General features: G+C 64.2%; 19 protein-coding genes and 1 pseudogene. 11 read left to right on the forward strand and 9 right to left on the reverse strand.

Features of this window, described 5'->3' with window-relative positions; translation table 11 throughout:
- Position 1 precedes the first annotated feature (1 nt).
- Entirely contained in the window at positions 2–790 is a 789-nt protein-coding gene (locus tag QJT78_RS28465) for an enoyl-CoA hydratase (protein WP_038943861.1), read from the reverse strand.
- A 136-nt stretch (positions 791–926) separates the two neighbouring features.
- Positions 927–2,135, reverse strand: a complete 1,209-nt coding sequence (locus QJT78_RS28470) for an ABC transporter substrate-binding protein (RefSeq protein WP_028151369.1) — start codon at positions 2,133–2,135, stop codon at positions 927–929.
- Between the two features lie 414 nt (positions 2,136–2,549).
- On the opposite strand from QJT78_RS28470, the gene QJT78_RS28475 reads away from it, so the two are divergent.
- The gene (locus QJT78_RS28475; protein ID WP_080586663.1) at positions 2,550–3,323 is read left to right on the forward strand and encodes a thermonuclease family protein; all 774 of its coding nucleotides are present in this window, start codon (positions 2,550–2,552) and stop codon (positions 3,321–3,323) included.
- Between the two features lie 133 nt (positions 3,324–3,456).
- Entirely contained in the window at positions 3,457–4,848 is a 1,392-nt protein-coding gene (locus QJT78_RS28480; RefSeq protein ID WP_028151370.1) for a M48 family metalloprotease, read from the forward strand.
- A gap of 180 nt (positions 4,849–5,028) precedes the next feature.
- Here the strand turns inward: QJT78_RS28480 and QJT78_RS28485 are convergent, their stop codons facing one another.
- Entirely contained in the window at positions 5,029–5,424 is a 396-nt protein-coding gene (locus QJT78_RS28485; RefSeq protein WP_193375954.1) for a cytochrome c family protein, read from the reverse strand.
- 72 nt (positions 5,425–5,496) lie between these two features.
- Positions 5,497–6,825, reverse strand: coding sequence for an MFS transporter (locus tag QJT78_RS28490; RefSeq protein WP_028151372.1), 1,329 nt, complete (start codon positions 6,823–6,825; stop codon positions 5,497–5,499).
- 182 nt (positions 6,826–7,007) lie between these two features.
- Here QJT78_RS28490 and cyoA point away from each other — a divergent pair, with 182 nt between their 5' ends.
- Genes cyoA through QJT78_RS28525 form a run of 7 tightly spaced genes read left to right on the forward strand, consistent with a single transcriptional unit; the run spans position 7,008 to position 13,903 of the window.
- Positions 7,008–8,168, forward strand: a complete 1,161-nt coding sequence (gene cyoA / locus QJT78_RS28495; RefSeq protein WP_028151373.1) for a ubiquinol oxidase subunit II — start codon at positions 7,008–7,010, stop codon at positions 8,166–8,168.
- An 11-nt stretch (positions 8,169–8,179) separates the two neighbouring features.
- A complete protein-coding gene (gene cyoB / locus QJT78_RS28500) occupies positions 8,180–10,177 on the forward strand; it encodes a cytochrome o ubiquinol oxidase subunit I (RefSeq protein ID WP_028151374.1) in 1,998 nt (665 codons plus the stop codon).
- Positions 10,178–10,807 (forward strand): cytochrome o ubiquinol oxidase subunit III, encoded by a 630-nt coding sequence (gene cyoC / locus QJT78_RS28505; RefSeq protein ID WP_028151375.1) that lies wholly within the window; start codon positions 10,178–10,180, stop codon positions 10,805–10,807.
- Entirely contained in the window at positions 10,804–11,184 is a 381-nt protein-coding gene (gene cyoD, locus QJT78_RS28510; RefSeq protein WP_028151376.1) for a cytochrome o ubiquinol oxidase subunit IV, read from the forward strand. Before cyoC ends, cyoD begins: the two co-directional genes overlap by 4 nt.
- Complete coding sequence (locus QJT78_RS28515) at positions 11,181–12,029, forward strand: SURF1 family protein (protein ID WP_028151377.1); 849 nt, start codon at positions 11,181–11,183, stop codon at positions 12,027–12,029. Before cyoD ends, QJT78_RS28515 begins: the two co-directional genes overlap by 4 nt.
- Positions 12,001–13,380 carry an ATP-binding protein gene (locus QJT78_RS28520; RefSeq protein WP_028151378.1) on the forward strand — a complete coding sequence of 460 codons (1,380 nt, stop codon included), beginning with the start codon at positions 12,001–12,003 and terminating at the stop codon, positions 13,378–13,380. The genes QJT78_RS28515 and QJT78_RS28520 overlap by 29 nt, the downstream gene beginning before the upstream one ends.
- Positions 13,370–13,903, forward strand: coding sequence for a response regulator transcription factor (locus QJT78_RS28525; protein ID WP_028151379.1), 534 nt, complete (start codon positions 13,370–13,372; stop codon positions 13,901–13,903). The genes QJT78_RS28520 and QJT78_RS28525 overlap by 11 nt, the downstream gene beginning before the upstream one ends.
- 193 nt (positions 13,904–14,096) lie before the next feature.
- Here the strand turns inward: QJT78_RS28525 and QJT78_RS28530 are convergent, their stop codons facing one another.
- The 5 genes and pseudogenes from QJT78_RS28530 to QJT78_RS28550 form a co-directional block, all read right to left on the reverse strand.
- Positions 14,097–15,026, reverse strand: coding sequence for a CarD family transcriptional regulator (locus tag QJT78_RS28530; protein ID WP_085965208.1), 930 nt, complete (start codon positions 15,024–15,026; stop codon positions 14,097–14,099).
- Positions 15,027–15,172: 146 nt separating this feature from the next.
- Positions 15,173–15,511, reverse strand: a complete 339-nt coding sequence (gene fdxA / locus QJT78_RS28535; RefSeq protein ID WP_014490375.1) for a ferredoxin FdxA — start codon at positions 15,509–15,511, stop codon at positions 15,173–15,175.
- Between the two features lie 132 nt (positions 15,512–15,643).
- Positions 15,644–15,925 (reverse strand): annotated as a pseudogene (locus tag QJT78_RS28540) (RNA-binding S4 domain-containing protein); the annotation flags it as partial.
- 10 nt (positions 15,926–15,935) lie between these two features.
- Positions 15,936–19,325 (reverse strand): helicase-related protein, encoded by a 3,390-nt coding sequence (locus QJT78_RS28545; protein WP_028151383.1) that lies wholly within the window; start codon positions 19,323–19,325, stop codon positions 15,936–15,938.
- A gap of 794 nt (positions 19,326–20,119) precedes the next feature.
- Positions 20,120–20,977, reverse strand: coding sequence for a DUF3108 domain-containing protein (locus tag QJT78_RS28550; protein ID WP_028151384.1), 858 nt, complete (start codon positions 20,975–20,977; stop codon positions 20,120–20,122).
- A 509-nt stretch (positions 20,978–21,486) separates the two neighbouring features.
- Between QJT78_RS28550 and rpmB the strand changes: the two genes are divergently transcribed.
- On the forward strand, positions 21,487–21,795 hold the full coding sequence (gene rpmB, locus QJT78_RS28555) for a 50S ribosomal protein L28 (RefSeq protein WP_028151385.1): 309 nt from the start codon (positions 21,487–21,489) through the stop codon (positions 21,793–21,795).
- A gap of 224 nt (positions 21,796–22,019) precedes the next feature.
- Complete coding sequence (locus QJT78_RS28560; RefSeq protein ID WP_157790046.1) at positions 22,020–22,496, forward strand: hypothetical protein; 477 nt, start codon at positions 22,020–22,022, stop codon at positions 22,494–22,496.
- Positions 22,497–22,580 lie beyond the last annotated feature (84 nt).

The following is a 22,580-nucleotide window of genomic DNA, read 5'->3' on the forward strand; positions in this document are numbered from 1 at the left end:
GTCATGCGCCCTTAAAGGTCGGCTTGCGCTTCTCGACAAAGGCCTTCGCGGCTTCCTTGTGGTCCTCGGTGTCGCTGCAACGGGTGTGATGGATCGCCTCGCCGTCGAAGCAATCTTCCAGCGCCAGATGCTCGGCGTTGTTGATGTTGCGCTTGATGAAGCCGAGCGCGATCGATGGCCCCTGCGCCAGCGACAGCGCGAGCTCGTGCGCGGCGGCATCGATCTCGGCGTCGGGAACGACTTTCGTCACCATCCCGATCGCATGCGCCTCCTTCGCCGTGAGCACCGGGGACATCAGATAGAGCTCGCGCGCCCGCGCGCTGCCGAGCAGCTGCGTCAGGAAATAGGTGCCGCCATAATCGCCGGAGAAGCCGACCTTGGCGAAGGCGGTCGTGATCTTGCAGGATTCGCTCGCGATGCGCAGGTCGCAGGACAGCGCCATGGAAAGGCCGGCGCCGGCTGCCGCGCCGTCTAGCTGCGCCACCACGGGCTTCGGCATCTGGTGCAGGATGCGCGACACTTCCATGCCGCGGCGCAGGTTCGCCATTTTCACTTCGAACGGCAGCGGCGCACGGCCTGCCGCCATCGACTTGACGTCGCCGCCGACGCAGAACGAGCCGCCTGCGCCTTTGAACAGCACCGCGCGCACCTCGGGATCGTCAGCCGCGCGCCGCGCGGCCTCGACCAGCCCTGCGACCATATCGGGGTTGAGCGCGTTCTTCCGCTCCGGGCGATTCATCGTGATGGTGAGCAGCCCGCCTTCGAGCTTTTGCAGGACCATGTCGTTCATGGGACGTCTCCCTTGTTGTTGTTTTGCTCGGGCCTCAGCCACACCCGTCATTGCGAGGAGCGAAGCGACGAAGCAATCCAGACCGTCTCTGCGGAAACATCTCTGGATTGCTTCGCTTCGCTCGCAATGACGATCTCTATTTCTTCACCAGCGGGCAGCGCGACTGCTCCAGCGACTGGAACGCCTCGTTGCCGGGGACGGTGGCGAGCAGCTTGTAGTCGTCCCAGCGGCCCTTGGACTCCGACGGCTTCTTGACCTCGAACAGGTACATGTCGTGGATCATGCGGCCGTCCTCGCGGATCTTGCCGTTCTTGGCGAAGAAGTCGTTGATCGGTGTCTCCTTCATCACCTTGATGACCGCGGCCGAGTCGGTCGTGCCCGCGGCCTTCACGGCCTTCAGGTAATGCGTGACGGACGAATAGACGCCGGCCTGCGCCGAGGTCGGCACCCGCTTGGTGCGCTCCATGAATCGCTTCGAGAACGCGCGCGTGTCGTCGTTGAGGTCCCAGTAGAAGGCTTCGGCGAGCAGCAGGCCCTGCGCAGTCTCCAGCCCGATCGAATCGATGTCGGAGACGAAGGCGAGCAGCGGCGAGACCTTCTGGCCGCCCTTGGTGATGCCGAACTCGGCCGCCTGCTTGATGGCGTTGACGGTATCGCCGCCGGCGTTGGCAAGGCCAATCACCTTGGCTTTGGACGCTTGAGCCTGGAGCAGGAACGACGAAAAATCCGAGGTGTTGAGCGGATGGCGCACGGCGCCGAGCACCTTGCCGCCGGTCTTGGTGACGACGGCGCTGGTGTCCTTCTCCAGGTCCTGGCCGAAGGCGTAGTCGGCGGTGAGGAAGAACCAGCTGTCGAGGCCGGACTTCACGGCGGCAAGACCGGTCACGTTGGCCTGGCCGTAAGTGTCGAACACGTAGTGGATGGTGTAGGGACCGCAGGCCTCGTTGGTGAGACGGATCGAGCCCGGGCCGTTGAACATGATGATCTTGTTGCGCGCTTTCGCGATCTCGCCGGCGGCGAGCGCAGTGGCCGAGGCCGCGACATCGTAGATCATCTCGACGCCCTGGTTGTCGAGCATGTCGCGGGCGATGTTGGCGGACAGGTCAGCCTTGTTGAGATGGTCGGCCGCTAGCACCTGGATCTTGCGTCCCAGCACCTCGCCACCAAAATCTTCGACGGCCATCTTGGCCGCGGTCTCGCTGCCGGGACCGGTGATGTCGGCATAGAGGCTCGACATGTCGAGGATGCCGCCGATCTTCAGCGGCGGCTTGTCCTGGGCCTGCGCGGCGGCGCTCGCACTCAGGGCAAACGCTGCGGCAAAAATGCCCGACAAAATATGCTTCATCGAAAAAGACCTCCCTTATCGCGCCGTACTCTGATGGCGGCTTGGTTATTGCTCTTGGTTGAAGCTGTTGCCGCAATCATGCCGCATGCGCAAGTGCGCAGCAAGCGCGAGGGCGTTGCGGGCGCATGATTGCCGCACATGTTTTCCGCAAAGCGGAATGGCATGTTGCGGCGAAATGTTTCCACCGTCATTGCTGTGCAAGTTCATTAATTCGCTGATCGAGTGTGAGGCAATGGCGACGCGTCACGCGAACTGCCGTAGGGTGGGCAAAGGCGCGCTCTTCGCGCCGTGCCCACGAGCCCGCGCGACAAATCAAAGACGTGGGCACGCTTCGCTTTGCCCACCCTACGATAGCCTTCGCGGTTCGCCACGTTTGCGTTAGAACTAGAGCACAACGCAACCTTTCCGGGCACCGTGACGCGACTGCTTCATCTCATCGTCGCACTTCTTCTCGTCGCCGGTCACACCGCGTTCGCCGCACCGTGCCAGTTCGAGTCCCAAGGCGACGGCCGCGTCGCCGCAATCGTCGATGCGCGTGGCGTGCGTCTCGATGACGGCCGCGAGGTGCGCCTCGCCGGGATCGAGCCGACCGCAACGACGAAGCAGGCGCTGACGTCGCTGCTCACCGGACGCGACGTCACGCTGCGCGGCACCGACGACACGCCCGACCGCTACGGCCGTCAGGGCGCACTCATCTTCTTCGTCGGCGAAAGCGAGGCCCCCATCCAGGCCATGCTGCTCGCCCAGGGCGACGCCCTCGTCTCCGCCGAGATCGCGGACAAGGACTGCGCGGCGGCCCTGATGGCGGCGGAGACCGAGGCGCGGCGCCAAAAAAAGGGCAACTGGGCTGACCCGTCGGCCATAAAAAACGCGGAAAGTCCGGACGATATTTTGGCGGGGATCGGGCGCTTTATGGTGGTCGAGGGCAAAGTCCTGTCGGTCCGGCAAGCTGGGGCAATGACCTACCTCAACTTCGGACGAAACTGGACACGCGGCTTTGCCGTGACTATTTCAAAGCGTACGCAACCCGCGCTCGAAAGCGCCGGGATCACTCTTAAGTCCCTGGAAAATAGACGGATTCGTGTCCGGGGCTGGGTCGATGGGAATTCAGGGCCGCGCATCGATGTGCGCCTTGCGGGGCAGGTCGAGTTGCTGGGCGCAAACGAGCCGACAGGGGTAAGGCCCTAAAAGGGCCAGGCACGGGTTAAGCGACGTGGATGGGGTGCTAGAACGGCACGTATCGAGTGAACGCCGCCGCCTGCGGGCTGCGCCGGCGGCGCTGTGCCTCGTGCTGGGCTCAGCCCTTGCCGGTTGCGGCGACATGAACCGGTTCCAGACCGCGGCGGCCCCGCCGACCGTGGCGATGCCCAAGCCGAAACCGGCGGTCGCGCAGACCCCCGCCACCGAAAAAGAGCACGAGCGCATCCTGGCGAGCTATGGCGGCACCTATGACGACCCCAGGCTCGAATCGCTCGTCAGCAAGACCGTCGACCGGCTCGTCGCGGCGTCCGACCGCCCCGACCAGGGCTATAAGGTCACCATTCTCAATTCCGGCGCCGTGAACGCGTTCGCGCTGCCGAACGGCCAGCTCTATGTCACCCGCGGCCTGCTCGCGCTCGCCAGCGACACCTCGGAATTGTCCTCTGTGCTCAGCCACGAGATGGCGCATGTGCTGTCCAAGCACGCCGCGATGCGCGAGGACCAGGCGCGCCAGGCCGCGATCGTCACCCGCGTCGTCACCGACATGAGCAACGATCCCGATCTCACCGCGCTTGCGCTGGCCAAGACCAAGCTCACCATGGCGAGCTTTTCGCGCAACCAGGAGTTCGAGGCCGACGGCATCGGCGTCGGCCTTTCTGCCAAGGCACATTTCGACCCCTATGGTGCCGCCCGCTTCCTCTCGGCGATGGAGCGCAATGCCGAACTCAAGGTCGGCAAGACCTCGCTCGATCCGCGCGCGCAGGATTTCACCTCGTCGCATCCGGCCACCCCCGAGCGCGTGCAGAATGCGCAGACCATCGCACGGCAATATGCGGCGCCCGAGGGCGCCGAGCGTGACCGCGAGACCTACCTCGCCGCGATCGACAACCTCGTCTATGGCGAAGATCCCAGCGAAGGTTTTGTGCGCGGCCGGCGCTTCCTGCACCCGAAACTCGGCTTCACCTTCCAGGCGCCGGACAATTTCACGCTCGACAACACCGCGCAGGCGGTGATCGGCGTGCGCGACGGCGGCTCGCAGGCGATGCGCTTCGATGTCGTGAGGGTGCCGGCCGAGCAGTCGCTCGGCGATTACCTGAATTCCGGCTGGATGGAGGGCGTCGAGAAGGCCTCTACCGAAGACATCACCATCAACGGTTTTCCGGCTGCGTCCGCCACCGCCAAGGGCGATCAGTGGCAGTTCAAGGTCTATGCGTTGCGCTTCGGCAGCGACGTCTATCGCTTCATCTTCGCGGCACGGCAGAAATCGACCGAGAGCGAGCGCAACGCGCGCGAGACCGTCAATTCATTCCGCCGCCTGACACTCGACGAGATCCAGGCCGCGCGCCCCCTGCGCATCAAGGTCATCACCGTGCAGCCCGGCGACACCGTGGAATCGCTCTCCCACCGCATGGCCGGCGTCGATCATCCCGCCGAACGCTTCCGCGTGCTCAACGGGCTCGATCGCAACGCGCAGGTGAAGGTGCGGGATCGCGTGAAGGTCGTGGCGGACTGACGCGCGCCAAGCGCGCGTCATCCCGGGGCGCGCTTGGCGCGAACCCGGGATCTCGGGCCACAAAGACAGTGCCGTAGGGTGGGCAAAGGCGCGTAGCGCCGTGCCCGCGATCCGTCAATGATAGCGACAGATGGTGGGCACGCTTCGCTTTGCCCACCCTACGAGACCTGCTCTGCCGACCTACCGCGCCTTTTCCTTCAGAAACGCGATGATATCGGCACGATCCTGCGCGTCCGGGACGTCGAAAAACATCTTGGTTTCCGGCACCATGGCCTGCGGTCCGGCCAGCCATTTGTCGAGATTGTCCTCGGTCCAGACGATCCCTGAGTTCTTCAGATCGGCCGAATAGTCATAGCCGGGCACGCTGCCCGCCTTGCGACCGACCACGCCCTTGTGCATCGGGCCGACAGCGTTCTCATTGATGGAGTGACAATCTGCGCAGCCCTTGTAGAGCGTTTGGCCGCGCGCGACGTTGCCGGTGGCGTGGGCAAGCCCGGTCGAGAAAACGATCGCGACGATGGTGAGGACCAGGCTTGCAAAACTTTGCTGTTGGACGGGATTGGACCGGACGTTCATGAGATCTCCTGCTTGCGTCGCCGCAAACAGGATCGTCCGGTCTGAATTTTATTCCCGTCCGCTGGACGCGGCTTAAGCGCCCGCGTCCATGTCGCCCGCCTCGCGCTGGCCGCTGAGCCAGAGTGCGAGCAGGGTCCAGAACGCGCCTGACAGCAGATACGCACCCGACGCGATGACGCCGAGATTGGTGGCGAGCAGAAGCGCCACCAAGGGCGCGAAGCCGGCACCGAACAGCCAGGCCATATCCGAGGTCAGCGCGGAAGCCGTGTAGCGGTACGCCTGCCGGAAGTTCGAGGCGATCGCGCCCGAGGACTGGCCGAAGGAGAGACCCAGCAGGATGAAACCGATCACCATGTAGATGGTCTCACCGAACGCGCCGGCATCGAGCAGCTGCGGAGCGAAACCGCTGTAGATCGCGATCGCGATCGCCGATCCCATCAGCAGCGATTTGCGGCCGACGCGGTCGGCGATGATGCCGGAGGCCACGATCGCCGCGACGCCGAACACGGCGGCGACGATCTCGATGATCAGGAAGCGCACCGGGCTTTCGCGGGTGAACAGGAACACCCAGGACAGCGGAAACACCGTGACCATGTGGAACAACGCGAAGCTTGCCAGCGGCGCGAACGCGCCGAGCATGATGTTGTGGCCTTCGCGCGCGACGGTCTCGGAAATGCGCGAGGGCTGAAGGTCGCGGTTTTCGAACAGCGAGGCATATTCTTCCGTCGTCACCATGCGCAGGCGCGCGAACAGCGCCACGACGTTGATGGCGAAGGCGACGAAGAACGGATAGCGCCAGCCCCAGTCGAAGAAATCGTCAGCCGAGAGGTTGCCGGCGAAATAGGCGAACAGCGCGCTCGCCACGATCAGCCCGAGCGGGGCGCCGAGCTGCGGCACCATCGCATACCAGCCGCGCTTGGACGGCGGCGCATTAAGCGCCAGGAGCGAGGCGAGACCGTCCCAGGCGCCGCCCCAGGCCAGACCCTGCGCGATACGCGCCAGCGCCAGCAGCCAGATCGCCGCAACGCCGATGTCGTGATAGCCGGGCAGGAACGCGAGCGCGACGGTGGCGGTGCCGAGCAGGAACAGCGCCGAGACCAGCTTGGCCGTCTTGCCGTATTCGCGGTCGACCGTCATGAAAATGACGGTACCGAGCGGACGCGCGATAAAGGCCAGCGCGAAGATCATGAAGGAATAGAGGGTGCCGGTCAGCTCGCTGGTGAACGGGAACACCAAGCGCGGGAATACGATCACCGAGGCGATCGCGTAGACGAAGAAGTCGAAGAATTCCGAGGTGCGGCCGATGATGACGCCGATGGCGATCTCGCCGGGACTGGCCTGGTCGTGGCCGTGCTCGCCCGAGTGGATATCCGCCATTGCGGGGGTCTGTGCCGTCGCCATTCGTGCGCCCTTAACGTCCTGAAAACCAAAGCCAACCGCCCGGCGGGGCGCCAGGCAATCTCCCCCTGTTTGACCCAACATTCCGCACTGCAACATTGGACAAATTGTCCAATGTCCGGATTGCTGCGCCGCAGCTACCCCTTGGGCCCGCAAAGGAAACTCATTCTCATAAGGCTCGGCCCGTGTCCCGTCTCAAGATCCTGGCGCTGCTACCTCTGGCAGCTGCGCTCAGCGGCTGCAACTACGTCGTGCTGGCGCCTGCCGGCGATATCGCAGCGCAACAGCGCGACCTCGTCATCATCTCCACCGTCCTGATGCTCCTGATCGTCGTCCCCGTGATGGCGCTGACGGTGCTGTTCGCCTGGCGCTACCGCCAGTCCAACACCTCGGCCCGCTACGAGCCGGATTGGGACCACTCGACCAAGCTCGAGCTGGTGATCTGGTCGGCGCCGCTGCTGATCATCATCTGCCTGGGCGCGCTGACCTGGATGGGCACGCATCTGCTCGACCCCTATCGCACGCTCGGCCGCATCAAAGCGGAGCAGGCCGTGGACCAGTCCAAGGCCCCGCTTGAGGTCGACGTCGTCGCGCTCGACTGGAAGTGGCTCTTTATCTATCCGGACTACGGCATCGCCACCGTCAACGACCTGGCCGCTCCGGTCGATCGTCCGATCAAATTCCGCATCACCGCGTCTTCGGTGATGAACTCGTTCTACATCCCCGCGCTCGCCGGCCAGATCTACGCGATGCCGGGCATGGAGACGAAGCTCCACGCCGTGGTGAACCACGCCGGCACCTACAAGGGCTTTTCGGCGAACTACAGCGGCGCCGGCTTCTCCGGCATGCACTTCAACTTCCAGGGCCTCGACGACAAGGGCTTTGACGCCTGGATCGCCAGCGCCAAATCCGCCGGCGGCTCGCTCGGCCGCGCCGAATATCTCCAGTTGGAGAAGCCCAGCCAGAACGAGCCGGTGCGCCGCTACGGCACCATCGATTCCGATCTCTACCGCCTGATCCTCAACATGTGCGTCGAGACCGGCAAGATGTGCCAGAGCGAGATGATGGCGATCGACGCCAAGGGCGGCAACGGCCATGAGGGCCTGAACAACACCCTGCCGCTGGCCTACGACAAGTACGCCCGCCGCGGCAGCCCGCTCGGGCCGGAGCCGACCTTCGTCGCCGGCACCTGCACGCCCGATGCGCCGCAGGGCAAGACCACCGCCTCCATCACGGCCCCCACCGACACCGCGCCGCTGCTCGGCGCCGGCCTGAAGCGGCCGACTTTCACGCCGCTGAAGTCCTCGTCCTTCTTCCTCGGACAACGTCCGAAGTCAGACTCCTAAAGAGATCCCGCATGTCTCCTGATCTTCTCAAGCTCATCTTCGGCCGGCTCGGCCTCGAATCGCTGCCGCTGCACGAGCCGATCGTCGTCGGCACCTTCGCGGTGGTCGCACTCGGCGGCGCCACGCTGCTCGCCGGCCTCACCTATTTCCGCCTCTGGGGCTATCTCTGGCGCGAATGGTTCACCACGGTGGACCACAAGCGCATCGGCATCATGTACATGATCCTCGGCATCGTGATGCTGCTGCGCGGCTTTGCGGATGCGCTGATGATGCGCGGCCAGCAGATGCTCGCCTTCAACGGCTCCGAAGGCTATCTCAACGCCCATCACTACGACCAGGTCTTCACCGCCCACGGCGTGATCATGATCTTCTTCGTGGCGATGCCGCTGGTCACGGGCCTGATGAACTATGTCGTGCCGCTCCAGATCGGCGCACGCGACGTGTCGTTCCCGTTCCTGAACAATTTCAGCTTCTGGATGACGGTCGGCGGCGCGGTGCTGGTGATGGCCTCGCTGTTCATCGGCGAATTCGCCCGCACCGGCTGGCTGGCTTATCCGCCGCTGTCCAACATCGGCTACAGTCCTGATGTCGGCGTCGACTATTACATCTGGGCGCTACAGGTCGCGGGCGTCGGCACGACGTTGTCCGGCATCAACCTGATCTGCACCATCGTCAAGCTGCGGTGCCCCGGCATGACCATGATGAAGATGCCGGTCTTCACCTGGACCTCGCTCTGCACCAACATCCTGATCGTCGCCTCCTTCCCCGTTCTGACCGTCGTGCTCGCGCTGCTCTCGCTCGACCGCTACGTCGGCACCAACTTCTTCACGAACGATTTCGGCGGCAGCCCGATGATGTACGTGAACCTGATCTGGATCTGGGGCCATCCCGAGGTCTACATCCTGGTTCTCCCCGCCTTCGGCATCTTCTCGGAAGTCACCTCGACCTTCTCCGGCAAGCGCCTGTTCGGCTACACCTCGATGGTCTACGCCACCGTCGTCATCACCATCCTGTCGTACCTGGTCTGGCTGCACCACTTCTTCACGATGGGCTCTGGCGCCAGCGTCAACTCGTTCTTCGGCATCACTACGATGATCATCTCGATCCCGACGGGCGCGAAGATGTTCAACTGGCTGTTCACGATGTATCGCGGCCGTATCCGCTACGAGCTGCCGATGATGTGGACGATCGCCTTCATGCTGACCTTCGTGCTCGGCGGCATGACCGGCGTGCTGCTCGCGGTGCCGCCAGCCGACTTCGTCCTGCACAACAGCCTGTTCCTGATCGCGCATTTCCACAACGTGATCATCGGCGGCGTGGTGTTCGGCGCGTTCGCCGGCATCAACTACTGGTTCCCGAAGGCGTTCGGCTTCAAGCTCGATGTGTTCTGGGGCAAGCTGTCGTTCTGGTTCTGGGTCGTCGGCTTCTACCTCGCCTTCATGCCGCTCTACGTGCTCGGCCTGATGGGCGTGACCCGCCGCCTGCGCGTGTTCGACGATCCCTCGCTCCAGATCTGGTTCGTCATCGCCGCGATCGGCGCCTTCCTCGTCTTCCTCGGCATCCTCTGCATGCTGATGCAGTTTGCGGTCTCCTTCCTCAAGCGCGAGCAGCTCAAGGACGTCACCGGCGATCCCTGGGATGCGCGCACGCTGGAATGGGCGACCTCCTCGCCGCCGCCGGACTACAACTTCGCCTTCACCCCCGTCGTTCACGACAATGACGCGTGGTGGGACATGAAGAAGCGCGGCTACCAGCGTCCGCTCACCGGGTTCAGGCCGATCCACATGCCCAGCAGCACCGGCACCGGCATCATCCTCGCCGGCTTCGCCACCGCGATGGGCTTTGGCCTGATCTGGTACATCTGGTGGCTGGCGGCGGCGAGCTTCATCGCGATGCTCGTCGTCGGGATCGGCCACACCTTCAACTATCACCGCGACTTCGACATTCCGGCTGAAGACGTCATCCGGACCGAGGACGCGCGTACCAAACTGCTCGCCGGAGCCAAGTAAATGACTGTCGCTGTCAATCCTGCCCAGACCGGCGAGCCGATGTTCTACCTCGCCAACGAACACCCGCATCCGGAAGGCTACAGCACCTCGCTCGGCTTCTGGATCTACCTGATGAGCGACTGTCTCATCTTCGCGATGCTGTTCGCGGCCTTCGGCGTGCTCGGCGCCAACTACGCCGCCGGCCCCGCCCCGAAGGACCTGTTCGAGCTGCCGCTGGTCGCGGTGAACACCTCGATGCTGCTGCTGTCGTCGATCACCTATGGCTTTGCCATGCTGACGATGCAGCAGAACAAGATCGCCCAGACCCAGATGTGGCTGGCGATCACCGGCCTGTTCGGCCTCGCCTTCATCGGCATCGAGCTCTCCGAGTTCGCCCACATGATCCATGAAGGCGCGACGCCCCAGCGCAGCGCCTTCCTGTCCGCCTTCTTCACCCTGGTCGGCACCCACGGCCTGCACGTCTCCTGCGGCCTGATCTGGCTGGTGACCCTGATGGTGCAGGTCTGGAAGTTCGGCCTGATCGAAGCCAACCGGCGCCGCCTGATGTGCCTGTCGATGTTCTGGCACTTCCTCGATGTGGTCTGGATCGGCGTCTTCACCTTCGTCTATCTCCTGGGAGTTCTGCGATGAACACCGATACCCACGCCGCTCACGCGGGCGACCATCACCACGACGACGGCCACGCCCACAGCACGTTCTCGGGCTATATGCTCGGCTTCGTGCTCTCAGTCGTGCTGACCGCGATCCCGTTCTGGCTGGTGATGAGTGGCGCGCTGCCGAGCAAGCAGATCACCGCGCTCGTCATCATGGCCTTCGCGGTCGTGCAGATCGTCGTGCACATGATCTACTTCCTGCACATGAACACCAAGTCCGAGAACGGCTGGAGCATGATGGCGCTGATCTTCACCATCGTCATGGTGGTGATCGCGCTGTCCGGCTCGCTGTGGGTGATGAACCACCTCAACAGCAATATGATGCCGATGCACGAGATGACGGGAATGAAGTGAGCGAGATCCGGACCGTGACGAGCGAGGCAAAGGACGTGCGCCGCAAGGCTGCGCGTCCGCGCCTGTGGCTCACGGTCCTCTCGCTCGCGGCCTTTGCACTTCTGATCGCACTCGGCGTCTGGCAGATCGAACGGCGCGCCTGGAAGCTGGCGCTGATCGACCGCGTCGAGCAGCGCGTGCATGCCCCGGCCCAGCCGATCCCGTCGCCCGCGGCCTGGCCGACCGTCTCCACCGCAAACGACGAATACAGGCACGTCAGCCTCACCGGACGCTTCCTGCATGACCGCGAGACGCTGGTTCAAGCGGTCACCGAGGAAGGCCCCGGCTATTGGGTGCTGACGCCGCTTCAGCGCGGCGACGGCGCGCTGGTGCTGGTCAATCGCGGCTTCGTGCCGTCCGAGCGGCGCGACGCATCGACGCGCCAGAACGGCAATCCGGACGGCCAGGTCGAGATCACGGGCCTGCTCCGCATGACCGAGCCGAAGGGCGGATTCTTGCGGAACAACGTGCCCCAGCACAACCGCTGGTACTCGCGGGATGTCGCCGCGATTGCGGCAGCGCGCGGCCTCCACGATGTCGCGCCGTTCTTCATCGATGCCGACGCCGGATCACAAACCACCGGCGCGCCGATCGGCGGATTGACCGTGATCCGCTTTCCCAATAACCACCTGATCTACGCGCTGACGTGGTTTGCCCTGGCTTTCATGCTGGCGGGTAAACTTTTCGTCACATTCGGTGGCGGGCTGTTCCGCCGCAAGCGCTTCGTCCACGAACCGGCCGGCGGCTCTGATGCCACCGCCCGCAGGACGGGATCAGATGCTGGAACGATCGTCGAATCCACCTGACGACGGAATGACGCATGACGCCGTCACGCTGCAATCGCCGGCGGACGCGCGCAGCGAGCTGATCGGCGTTGCGCCGACCGACGACGAGACCAACCGCAAGAACATGGCGCTGCTGATCCAGCTGCGCTGGACCGCGGTGGTCGGGCAGATCGTGACCATCGGCGGCGTGCATTTCGGCCTGGGTATTCCCCTGCCATTGGAGCGGATGGGCGCGGTGATCGGCGCGCTGCTGCTGCTCAATGTCTCCAGCCTCGTCTGGGTGCGCCATCGCGCCGCGATCACCAACAACGAGCTGCTGGTCGCCTTGATGCTCGATGTGGCCGCGCTGACCGCGCAGCTCTACCTCAGCGGCGGCGCCACCAATCCCTTCACCTCGCTGTTCCTGCTCCAGGTGACGCTGGGCGCGGTGCTGCTTAATGCCCGCTCGACCTGGTCGCTGGTCGCACTGACCTGCGCGAGTTTCATATGGCTGACCATGGCCTACCGGCCGCTCGACCTGCCGCCGAACCCGATCAGCGAGGCCTACAGTCTCACCGTAACAGGCATGCTGCTGGGCTTCGTCCTCAACGCCGTGCTGCTTGTCGTGTTCGTCACCCGGATCAACAGGAATTTGCGCGAGCGCGATGCACATCTGGCGGCACTGCGACAGCATGCGGCCGAGCAGGACCACATCGTCCGCATGGGCCTGCTCGCCTCCGGCGCGGCGCATGAGCTCGGCACGCCGCTCGCCTCGCTGTCGGTCATCCTCAGCGACTGGCGCCGCATGCCCGATCTCGCCGCCGATCAGGAACTTGCCGAGGATCTCGCGGAGATGGAAACCTCTCTGCAACGCTGCAAGACCATCGTGACGGGCATCCTGGTGTCGGCGGGCGAAGCGCGCGGCGAAGGCTCCTCGCCGACGACGGTGACGGCCTTCGTCACCGCGCTGGTGGACGAGTGGCGCGACGCGCGCTCGGCCCGCACGCTCTATTTCGTCAACACGTTCGGCGAGGACGTCGCGATCGTCTCCGACGTCGCGCTGAAGCAGGTGATCTTCAACGTGCTCGACAATGCCTATGAGGTCTCGCGCGAATGGGTGGAGCTACTGGCCGAGCGCGAGGGCGACAATCTCGTGCTGTCGATCAGCGATCGCGGCCCGGGCTTTGCGCCGGAGATGCTGGCGCAGCTGGGAAAACCCTATCACTCGAGCAAGGGCCGCGCCGGCGGCGGGCTCGGCCTGTTCCTGGTGATGAACGTCGTGCGCAAGCTCGGCGGCAGCGTCACCGCCGAGAACCACAGGAAGCGCGGCGCCACCGTCCGCCTGACGCTGCCGCTCGCAACGCTCGCGATCGGAGGAAATTTTGACGCCTGACCGTTCGCTCATCGTGGTCGAGGACGATGCCGGCTTCGCGCGCACGCTGAAACGCTCGTTCGAGCGCCGCGGCTACGACGTCGTCCTCGCAGCTTCGATCGAAGAGGTGCGGAAGGTGCTGGAGGAGCGATCCTTTGGACACGCGGTGGTCGATCTCAAGCTCGGCGGCGCCTCGGGCCTCGCCTGCGTCGAGCTCCTGCACACGCACGATCCGGAGATGCTGATCGTGGTGCTGACCGGCTTTGCCAGCATCTCCACCGCCGTCGAGGCGATCAAGCTCGGCGCCTGTCATTACCTGGCAAAGCCGTCGAACACCGACGATATCGAAGCCGCCTTCAACAGGGCCGAAGGCAACGCCGAAGTCGCCCTCGATGCACGGCCGACCTCGATCAAGACGCTGGAATGGGAGCGCATTCACCAGACGCTGATCGAGACCGATTTCAACATCTCGGAGGCGGCACGAAGGCTGGGCATGCACCGGCGCACGCTGGCAAGGAAGCTCGAGAAGCGGCCGGTGAAGTAAGCAAACGTAGGGTGGGTTAGCCGTGCGGCTGCGCGAAGCGTAGTCGCTCGGCGTAACCCACCGCTTTAATTTCCGCGGAGACAGAAGCGGTGGGTTACGCTTCGCTAACCCACCCTACGAAGTACGAAACTCAAAACAAAAAGCCCGGCCGAAATGGCCGGGCTTTTGATCTTTTGCGATCGACGCGCGGCGCTTACGCAGCCTCGTCGGCGACGGCGGTATCGTCGCCATCGGTATCGCCGTCGGCATCCGCCTCGCCCTCGCCATCGGCGGCTTCCGCCTTGGCGTTGGTGCGGCGCGGGCTCTTGGCGAGCTGGGCCTCGATCTCCTTGACCGCTTCGGTCTCGGTCGAGTGCTGCACAACCGCGATCTCGCGGGAGAGACGATCGAGCGCCGCTTCATAGAGCTGGCGTTCAGAGTACGACTGCTCGGGCTGCGACTCGGACCGGTAGAGGTCGCGCACGACTTCCGCGATCGCGACGATGTCGCCCGAATTGATCTTTGCTTCGTATTCCTGGGCGCGGCGCGACCACATGGTGCGCTTGACGCGGGCACGGCCCTTCAGCGTCTCCAGCGCCTTCTTCACCAGCGCGGGGTCGGACAGCTTGCGCATGCCGACATTCGCGACCTTGGCGGTCGGCACGCGCAGCGTCATCTTGTCCTTGATGAAGTTGATGACGAACAGCTCGAGCTTCGCACCGGCGATCTCCTGCTCCTCGATGGCCAGGATCTGGCCGACGCCGTGAGCGGGATAGACGACGAATTCGTTGGCCTTGAAGCCCTGACGCTGGGTCACGACCTTCTTTTCCTCGACCTTCGGCGCGGCAGCGGCGGGCTTCACGGCCGGCTTGGCAGCGGGAGCCTTGGCAGCAGCAGGCTTGGCAACGGTCGCTTTCGCGGCCGGTTTGGCAGTCTTGTTAGGCATTGCGCTTCTTTTGTTCTTCGAGGACTTTGCAGCCGGTGCCTTCGTCGCGGTCCGACCCTTGGATGCGCTACGGCTGGCCGCGGCGACTTTTTTGGCCTCCTTATGGGAAGCCCTCGCTGAAGTACTCTTTTTACGCGTTTTCTGTGACACAGCCTGCGCGCGGAAACTGCCACGCCCCTGTTCGACATTTGGTTTCACGGGAACCCAACGGGGCCAACTGGGCTGACCGGGTTCAGCTTAATGTGCTCAATATAGCACATTTCCCGCAAAAATCAATGATTTAGGGACTTTTGTGACTGGTTTTCGGCGCTGACGAAGGTATTAGGGTTAAGTTTGGGCGAGAATTAGTCTCCCGAGCCCGGGTTCGGAGAAAAATATTTCTCGAACTTGCCTTCCTGACCGTCGAACTCCTTCGCGTCAGGGGGTGATTCTTTCTTCTGGGTGATGTTCGGCCAGCTTTTGGCGTAGTCGGCATTGACCTGGAGCCACTTTTCCAGGCCCGGTTCCGTGTCCGGCTTGATGGCGTCGGCGGGGCATTCCGGCTCGCACACGCCGCAGTCGATGCATTCGTCAGGATGGATGACGAGCATGTTGTCGCCTTCGTAGAAGCAATCGACCGGGCAGACCTCGACGCAGTCGGTGTACTTGCACTTGATGCAGTTTTCAGTGACGACGTAAGTCATCCAACGCTCCGAAAAGCTCTTTTAAAAGTCGCGGCTTGCGTAGCGCGGATGGCCCGGCGCCGCAAGGTCGGGAACGGCCGATCATGACGGCTTTACGCGTTTGATCGACCAAGAAATGAACTCAAAGCGCAATTAATTGCGCCGAGAACTTTGATTGCCTTCGCTCAGCTCCTCGTAGAGCACGCGGGCCGACGCGGCATCGCCGCGGCGCTCGTTGAAAGCGGTTACTTTCAGCACGCGCACGGTGCGATCGAGCGCGATGGTGATCACGTCGCCGATCTTGATCGCATGGCCCGGCGACTTCTCGCGTGTGCCGTTGATGCGAACGTGGCCGGACTCAACGAGCTCGGCCGCGGAGGTGCGCGCCTTCACCACCCGCGCGTGCCACAGCCATTTGTCGAGGCGCTGCCGCTCGGTCGTTGGATCACTCCTTGCGACCGGACAGCTGCTCTTTCAGCGCAGCGAGCTTTGCGAAGGGCGAGTTCGGATCGGCCGGACGATCGCGCTCGCGCGGATTGGCGCTCGAGGCGTAGGGGCGCAGCGACGGCCCGCCCTGACGGTCGCGGCCCTTGTCGCGGTCACGACCGCGATTGTCGCGGCCCTTGTCGCGATCTCCGCCGAACTTGCCCTTGTTGCGATCGCGATCCTTGTTGTCGCGATCCTTGCCTTCGAAGCGGCGGTTCTTGTCGTCGCGCCCCTCTTGGCGCGGCGCACCTTCGGCGCCACCTTCGCGCGGCTTGCGGAAATCCCTGGCCCCATCCCTGCGATGACCGCCGTGACGATGGCGCTCATTGCGCTTCTCGCCGTCGGCTGACTGCGCGGCCTCGCCTTCGGCGGGGGCGGCGCCAGCTTCAGCACCGGCCTGCTGCGGGCGCTGATTGTGGTGACGCTGATGGCGATGGCGCTCGTGGCGCGGCTTGCGATCCTCGTGACGGCCGCCGGGACGCCAGACCTCGACGAGCTCGGGCTCGGCAGGTGCAGCGGCAGCCTCGACCGGCGCGGCGGCATCGGCCGATGCAGCGGCTTCTGTTGCAGCAGCCTCGGCGGGAGCGGCTTCCACCGCCTCGGTGGGCGCAGCAGCCTCTTCCGCCGGCGGCGCGATGCCGGGGGCATCCTCGGGCGTGACGGGGGCATCGGGCGATGCTTCGAGCGCCGGCTCTTCATGCGCGGGCTCGTCGTGCTGCTCCATGCCGGGCGCGTCTTCGACCGTGACTGGCTCGGCGGCGGCTTCGATCGCGGTGTCCGCGGTTGCGGCGGCATCATCGGTCGCAGTCGGTTCAGTTGGAGCCTCTGCACTTGCTTCGGCAGCCGGCGTCTCCGCGACGGCAGCAGCCACCGGCTTCGGCGGCAGCGGCGCACGCTTCTCCATGCGATAGCCGAGCGCGCGCAGCACCGAGGCGAAATCCTCGCCGGCCGAGCCGGTGAGCGAGGTCATCGCCTGCGTCACCACAAAGCTGCGGCCGTCGAACGCGCCGGCGGGCTTTTCGCCGGGCGAGTTCTCGCGCCAGGCCAGTGCCGGGCGGATCAGATCGGCGAGCCGCTCCAGAATGTCGACGCGCACGGCGCGCTCGCCGGCCTGCTTGTAGCCGAGCACGCGATAGGCATCGCGCGGCAGCTGCTTGTCGACCGGGAACGAGGTGCGGCCCGAAGATGCCAGATGCTGCGCGCCCGACAGCGACGACAGATCGACATTGTCCTGCTTCAGCGCCCACAGCAGTGCTGCCAGCGCACGCCCGGCGGGCTTGAGCAGGCCGGGGAAATAGATGTGATAGGCGCCGAAGCGGACGCCGTATTTGCGCAACACGGCGCGCGAGGGCTGGTCGAGATCTTTCAGCTCGTTGGTGATCTTGGGGCGCTCGAGCACGCCGAGCGCCTCGACCAGCTGATAGGCGATGCCGCGGGCAATGCCGGTGACGTCCTCGGCCTTCGACAGCTCGAACATCGGCCCGAGCAGCTTCTCGATATGCGTCTTGAGCCAGAGCTCGAGCCGGGCCTGCACCTTCTCACGCGGGCTACCTGTGAGGCGCTCGTCCGAGATGATGCGGATGCGCGGATGCAGCGCCTCCTCCGCGGCAGACAGGCGCGCCACGGCATCGCCGGTCCAGCGGATCGTGCCTTCCGAGGTCAGCACGAACTGATCGTCCGGCGCATTGCCCAGTTTTTCGGCGCGCGCGTTGATCTCGCCGGCGAGCACCGCTTGCGCTGCGGCCTGCAAGGCTTTCGCATCGGAGCCTGCTTCCGCCGCATCCGGTGCAAAGGTGAAGCCATCGAGGCGGCCGATGACATGGCCTTCGACGATGACTTCGCCGGTCTTGCCGATTTCAGTATTCAAGCTCGTGTTCTCCCGCAGGCGGCGCATCAATACACTGGTCCGGCGATCAACGAAACGCTCAGTCAAGCGTTCATGGAGCGCATCCGATAATTTATTTTCGACCTCGCGGGCGATCCCTTGCCAGCGTTCGGGGTCTTTCAGCCAGTCCGGGCGGTTGGCGACGAAGGTCCAGGTGCGGATCTGGGCGATCCGGGCCGACAGCGTGTCGATGTCGCCGTCGATGCGGTCGGCCTGGTCGACCTGGGCCGCGAACCAGGAATCGGGGATGCAGCCCTTCTGCATCAGGAAGCCGTACAGCGTGGTGACGAGCTCGGCATGGGCGGCCGGCGACAGTTTTCGGTAATCGGGGACCTGGCAGGCCTCCCACAGCCGTTCCACCGCCGCCTTGCCATGCGCGATATCGCGCACCTCGACGTCGCGGGCGGCGTGGTCGAGCACCCGCATGTCCTCGGCGATCGGCGCGCGCGTCAGCGCCTCATGGCCGGGCGACTGGTTCAGCGACACCTGGAGCGCGCCGAGGGAGGCGAAATCCAGCTTCGAATTGCGCCATTGCAGCATCTTCACGTTGTCGAAGGTGTGGTTCTGCAGCGCGTTGACGAGCTCGGGCTCGAACGGCCCGCAGCGGCCCGTCGTCCCGAAAGTACCGTTGCGCGTGGCGCGCCCCGCACGCCCGGCGATCTGCGCGAACTCGGCCGGCGTCAGGCGGCGGAACTGGTAGCCGTCGAACTTGCGGTCGGAGGCGAAGGCAACGTGGTCGACGTCGAGATTGAGGCCCATGCCGACGGCATCGGTGGCGACGAGGTAGTCGACGTCGCCGTTCTGGAACATCTCCACCTGCGCATTGCGCGTGCGCGGCGACAGCGATCCCAGCACCACGGCCGCGCCGCCATGCTGGCGGCGGATCAGCTCGGCGATGGCGTAGACCTCATCGGCCGAGAAGGCGACGATGGCGGTGCGGCGCGGCTGGCGCGTGATCTTGCGGTCGCCGGCGAATTCCAGCTGCGACAGGCGCGGCCGCGTGATCATGGACACGCCGGGCAGCAGCCGCTCGATGATGGGGCGCATCGTGGCGGCGCCCAACAGCAGCGTCTCGTCGCGGCCGCGGCGGTTGAGGATGCGGTCGGTGAAGACGTGGCCGCGTTCGAGATCGGAGGCGATCTGGACCTCGTCGACGGCGAGGAAGGAGACGTCGAGGTCGCGCGGCATCGCCTCGACGGTGGAGACCCAATAGCGCGGGTTCTTCGGCTTGATCTTCTCCTCGCCGGTAACGAGCGCGACCGCCTCGCTGCCGACCCGTGCGGCGATCTTGTTGTAGACCTCGCGCGCGAGCAGCCGCAGCGGCAGCCCGATCAGCCCCGAGGGATGCGCGAGCATCCGCTCGATGGCGAGATGGGTCTTGCCGGTGTTGGTCGGCCCGAGCACCGCAGTGACGCCCGCGCCAGGTGCGCGCTCGGAGGCGAAGGGGGAGGAGGAGAAAGCCATGTCTGGGGGATTAGGTAGTGGCGATTTGGGCGAATGTCAGTGCTGCTTTGGGGCGGGCCGGAGGCTGGGAGGTGTCGGCCATGTCTCCGAACGCTACGCGGCTGCCGAACCCACTGCTGTCATCGCCCGGCTTGACCGGGCGATCCAGTATTCCAGAGACGGCACTGCTCATGCCGAGAAGCCGCGGCGTACTGGATGCCCCGGTCAAGCCGGGGCATGACAGCGGAGAATGCGGCAACACTCCCCAAACCTCGCGGAACTGTCTCACTTTGCGACGCTTTTCCCGTTGGCCTTAAGCTTCGGAACGACTCTAGAACGAATCGCGGCCGAATCGCTGACTCCCGCCGAAGCCTGTTCCGTTCACGCCACATGTCGCGGGACTCTTATTGGTTGTGCACTAGATGGAGTTTTGCCCTGCCGCACAAGCGGCGTTTCGATGACCGGTTCCTTAAAATTGGGGACGGCGCGGAGTCGAATCAGAATCGGGAAGGAGTCAAATGGATTCCCGGATCACGACCCCCAAACTCATTTTCGCGAAAACAACCCCATGCACAGTAGGCATGCCGTTGAAAGGATTACATTTCTTTCCAGCCAAATTGCCTCCCCGTCATCCTGAGGTGCGAGTGGCGCGGTGCGCAGCATCGCGCCGGGAGCCTCGAAGGATGGACGGCCCGGATGTGGCGGGCATGCACGGATATTCCCTGCGGGAACAGCCGGGCTGTCGCCCTTGGAGGGCCGCTGAAGAAGCGGCCACCTCAGGGTGACGGTCTCTAAGGGGGAATGCGCAGCGGCGCCTACTGCGTCTTGGCGACCTTTGGCGGCTGGGCTGACGTGATGAAGCTGGTGGCTTCCAGCATGGCCGGGCCGAGCGGCGTCGGCACTTTCAGCCAGAACGGGACCAGGATGCGCGTGCCCGCGACGGGTGCGAAGGCGATCTCGATGTTGCGCTGCGCGGCGAGGTATTTGATCACGGGACGATCGGGGATGTAGCCCGCCACCGGCACGAAATAGAGCGCGCAGACCACGACCGGGCCCCTGTAGCCCTTCTCCGCCTTCACGCTCTCCATGCGCTTGAAATCGAGTTTCAGATCGTAGCGCATGCGGCCGTCGAACACCGGCGCGGCGTTGTGGCAGGCGTCCGGCGTCACGGGATCGCCGGTGCCGGGCACACGCAGCAGCGAGGCCGTCATCGGATCCCAGACGCCGCGGCGATGCGCGTCGGTGACGACGATGCGGTCGGCATCAACCGGCGGCTCCGGCACGATGCCGAACTCTTTCACATTGCCCTTGTCGAGCGTGATGTGGATCTGTTCGGTCTTCTTCGAGGTGGTGGTGGAGGCCTGGTAGCCGGTCGCGACCAGCGCGCCGTTGACCACCCTGCCTTGCGAGGCGCCGGTGCCGGACCCGCCCGCGAAGGATTTCAGCAGCCCCGTGGTGCCGCCGGAGGCCGCGGCCGCGAACACGTCGTCCCCGATGTCGATGTTCCAGGCGCCCTTGCCGACGGGAATGCCGGCCAGCGTTGCCTCATATTGCGCCTCGAGCTTGCCCTGCGCCGCCACGGGCTCCGCCCCCCACGCCACGACGAGCCCGCAAAGGGCCGCGAAGGCCAGCCGGCCGGCAGAGCGCGGACTGGCTGAGCCGTGACTGACCAAGCCTTGGAGCCGAAGTCGGGGGGATGCGAGCACGAAACAATCCAATCGGGGCGCGAACGGTTGTTACTTAAGCCAAAAACCGCGGTAAACAATGTGTCCGGGCGCGGAGGCTTGCGGAACTCCATTTGATACTTCGGGTGCGAATACGCCCTTTATGTGATGGTAAGGCATTTCAATCATTGCCGTTTTGGTGATCGGGGGTGTGTCAGGGACGCGCACCTCGCCCCGCCCATTCCGCCGTCATGCCCCGGCTTGACCGGGGCATCCAGTACGCCGTAGCCCCTCGGCTCCAGCCGCTCCGCCGCGGAGTACTGGATCGCCCGGTCAAGCCGGGCGATGACACCTGTTGTGGGGGATGCCGCGGAGCATGAATCCCAGCCCAAAACCTTGACGTCCCGTCGCTTCCCCCCTATACGTCCGCCCGCTCCCTGCAAGGACACAGAATTAGCCCCCGTGGCGCCCAAAATGGCGGCCGCAAATCGTTTGGGGGACAGAAGAGGATTTCTACCATGTCTCGCCGCTGCGAACTGACGGCCAAGGGCCCCCTCGTCGGCCACAAGGTCAGCCACTCCAACATCAAGACCAAGCGCCGCTTCCTGCCGAACCTCGTCAACGTGACGTTCATCAGCGAAGCGCTGGGTCGCAACGTGCGCCTGCGCGTCTCCACCAACGCGGTCAAGAGCGTCGACCACAATGGCGGCCTCGACCCCTTCCTGCTCAAGGCCAAGGCCGACGTCCTGTCGCCGCGCGCCCTCGAGCTGAAGCGCGCCATCCAGAAGAAGGTCGGCGACACCGCGCCGGCGAAGAAGGCCAGCTAATCCAATTTTGGAATCGGGCGGGGGCTAAGTTGCGTCGCGTGGCGTAGTCTTAGCCAGTAGAGTTGCGTTGCGGCCGGATCGAAAGATCCGGCCGTTTTTGTTGTGGGGGATATCTTCGTAAGCCAATGATCCGGAGGATCGCATCCAATTACACCCTATTGATCATTTAAGTTGTGTCGGCCAATCAGTACTATTTTCAAAGCCGCATTTTTGAGTGGGATGGGATGACGATCAAGGAGCCCCTCTTGGGGCAGATAAATCAAGGGTCGATATTTTCGTGTGCCAAAGCCGATCGGTACCCGAACTGCATAGTGCACGGCGTAGTACTCACTGCACGGTGCGATCTTGAGCAAGATAAATACAACGTCTTGAACTACGCCCCTGTTGTATCGCTTAGCGACTGGCTCAAGGTTGACGGTTACGAGATCGCTCTGTCGAGAATATCTGCAGACTTAGATTCAAGAATCGAAGCGGCCCTGAATTCCGTCGATCTACCTATGAGCATACTCTCCTCTCAAACGCTAACATCAATATTGGACGCATACATTCGGTCACCTGAAGCCACCAAACAGTTGAAGAAGGCAGAGAAGAAGTTCGTCGAATTGCACGAACGAGTTCAACAACTTGTCCGCTGGAAAGAGGGATACTCCCGCAACAATCTCGACCTATTTGATCGTAAGCGGAGCTTTTCTCCCATTTGATTGACTGGTTTCGCTTCGGCTTTCGCTCTGCGATCCTTGGCTTGTCAGAGAGCCGAGAGGAGACTGAAGGCGATGGAACAATCG

The sequence above is a fragment of the Bradyrhizobium sp. Mp27 genome (assembly GCF_029953005.1).
Lineage (GTDB): Bacteria > Pseudomonadota > Alphaproteobacteria > Rhizobiales > Xanthobacteraceae > Bradyrhizobium > Bradyrhizobium barranii.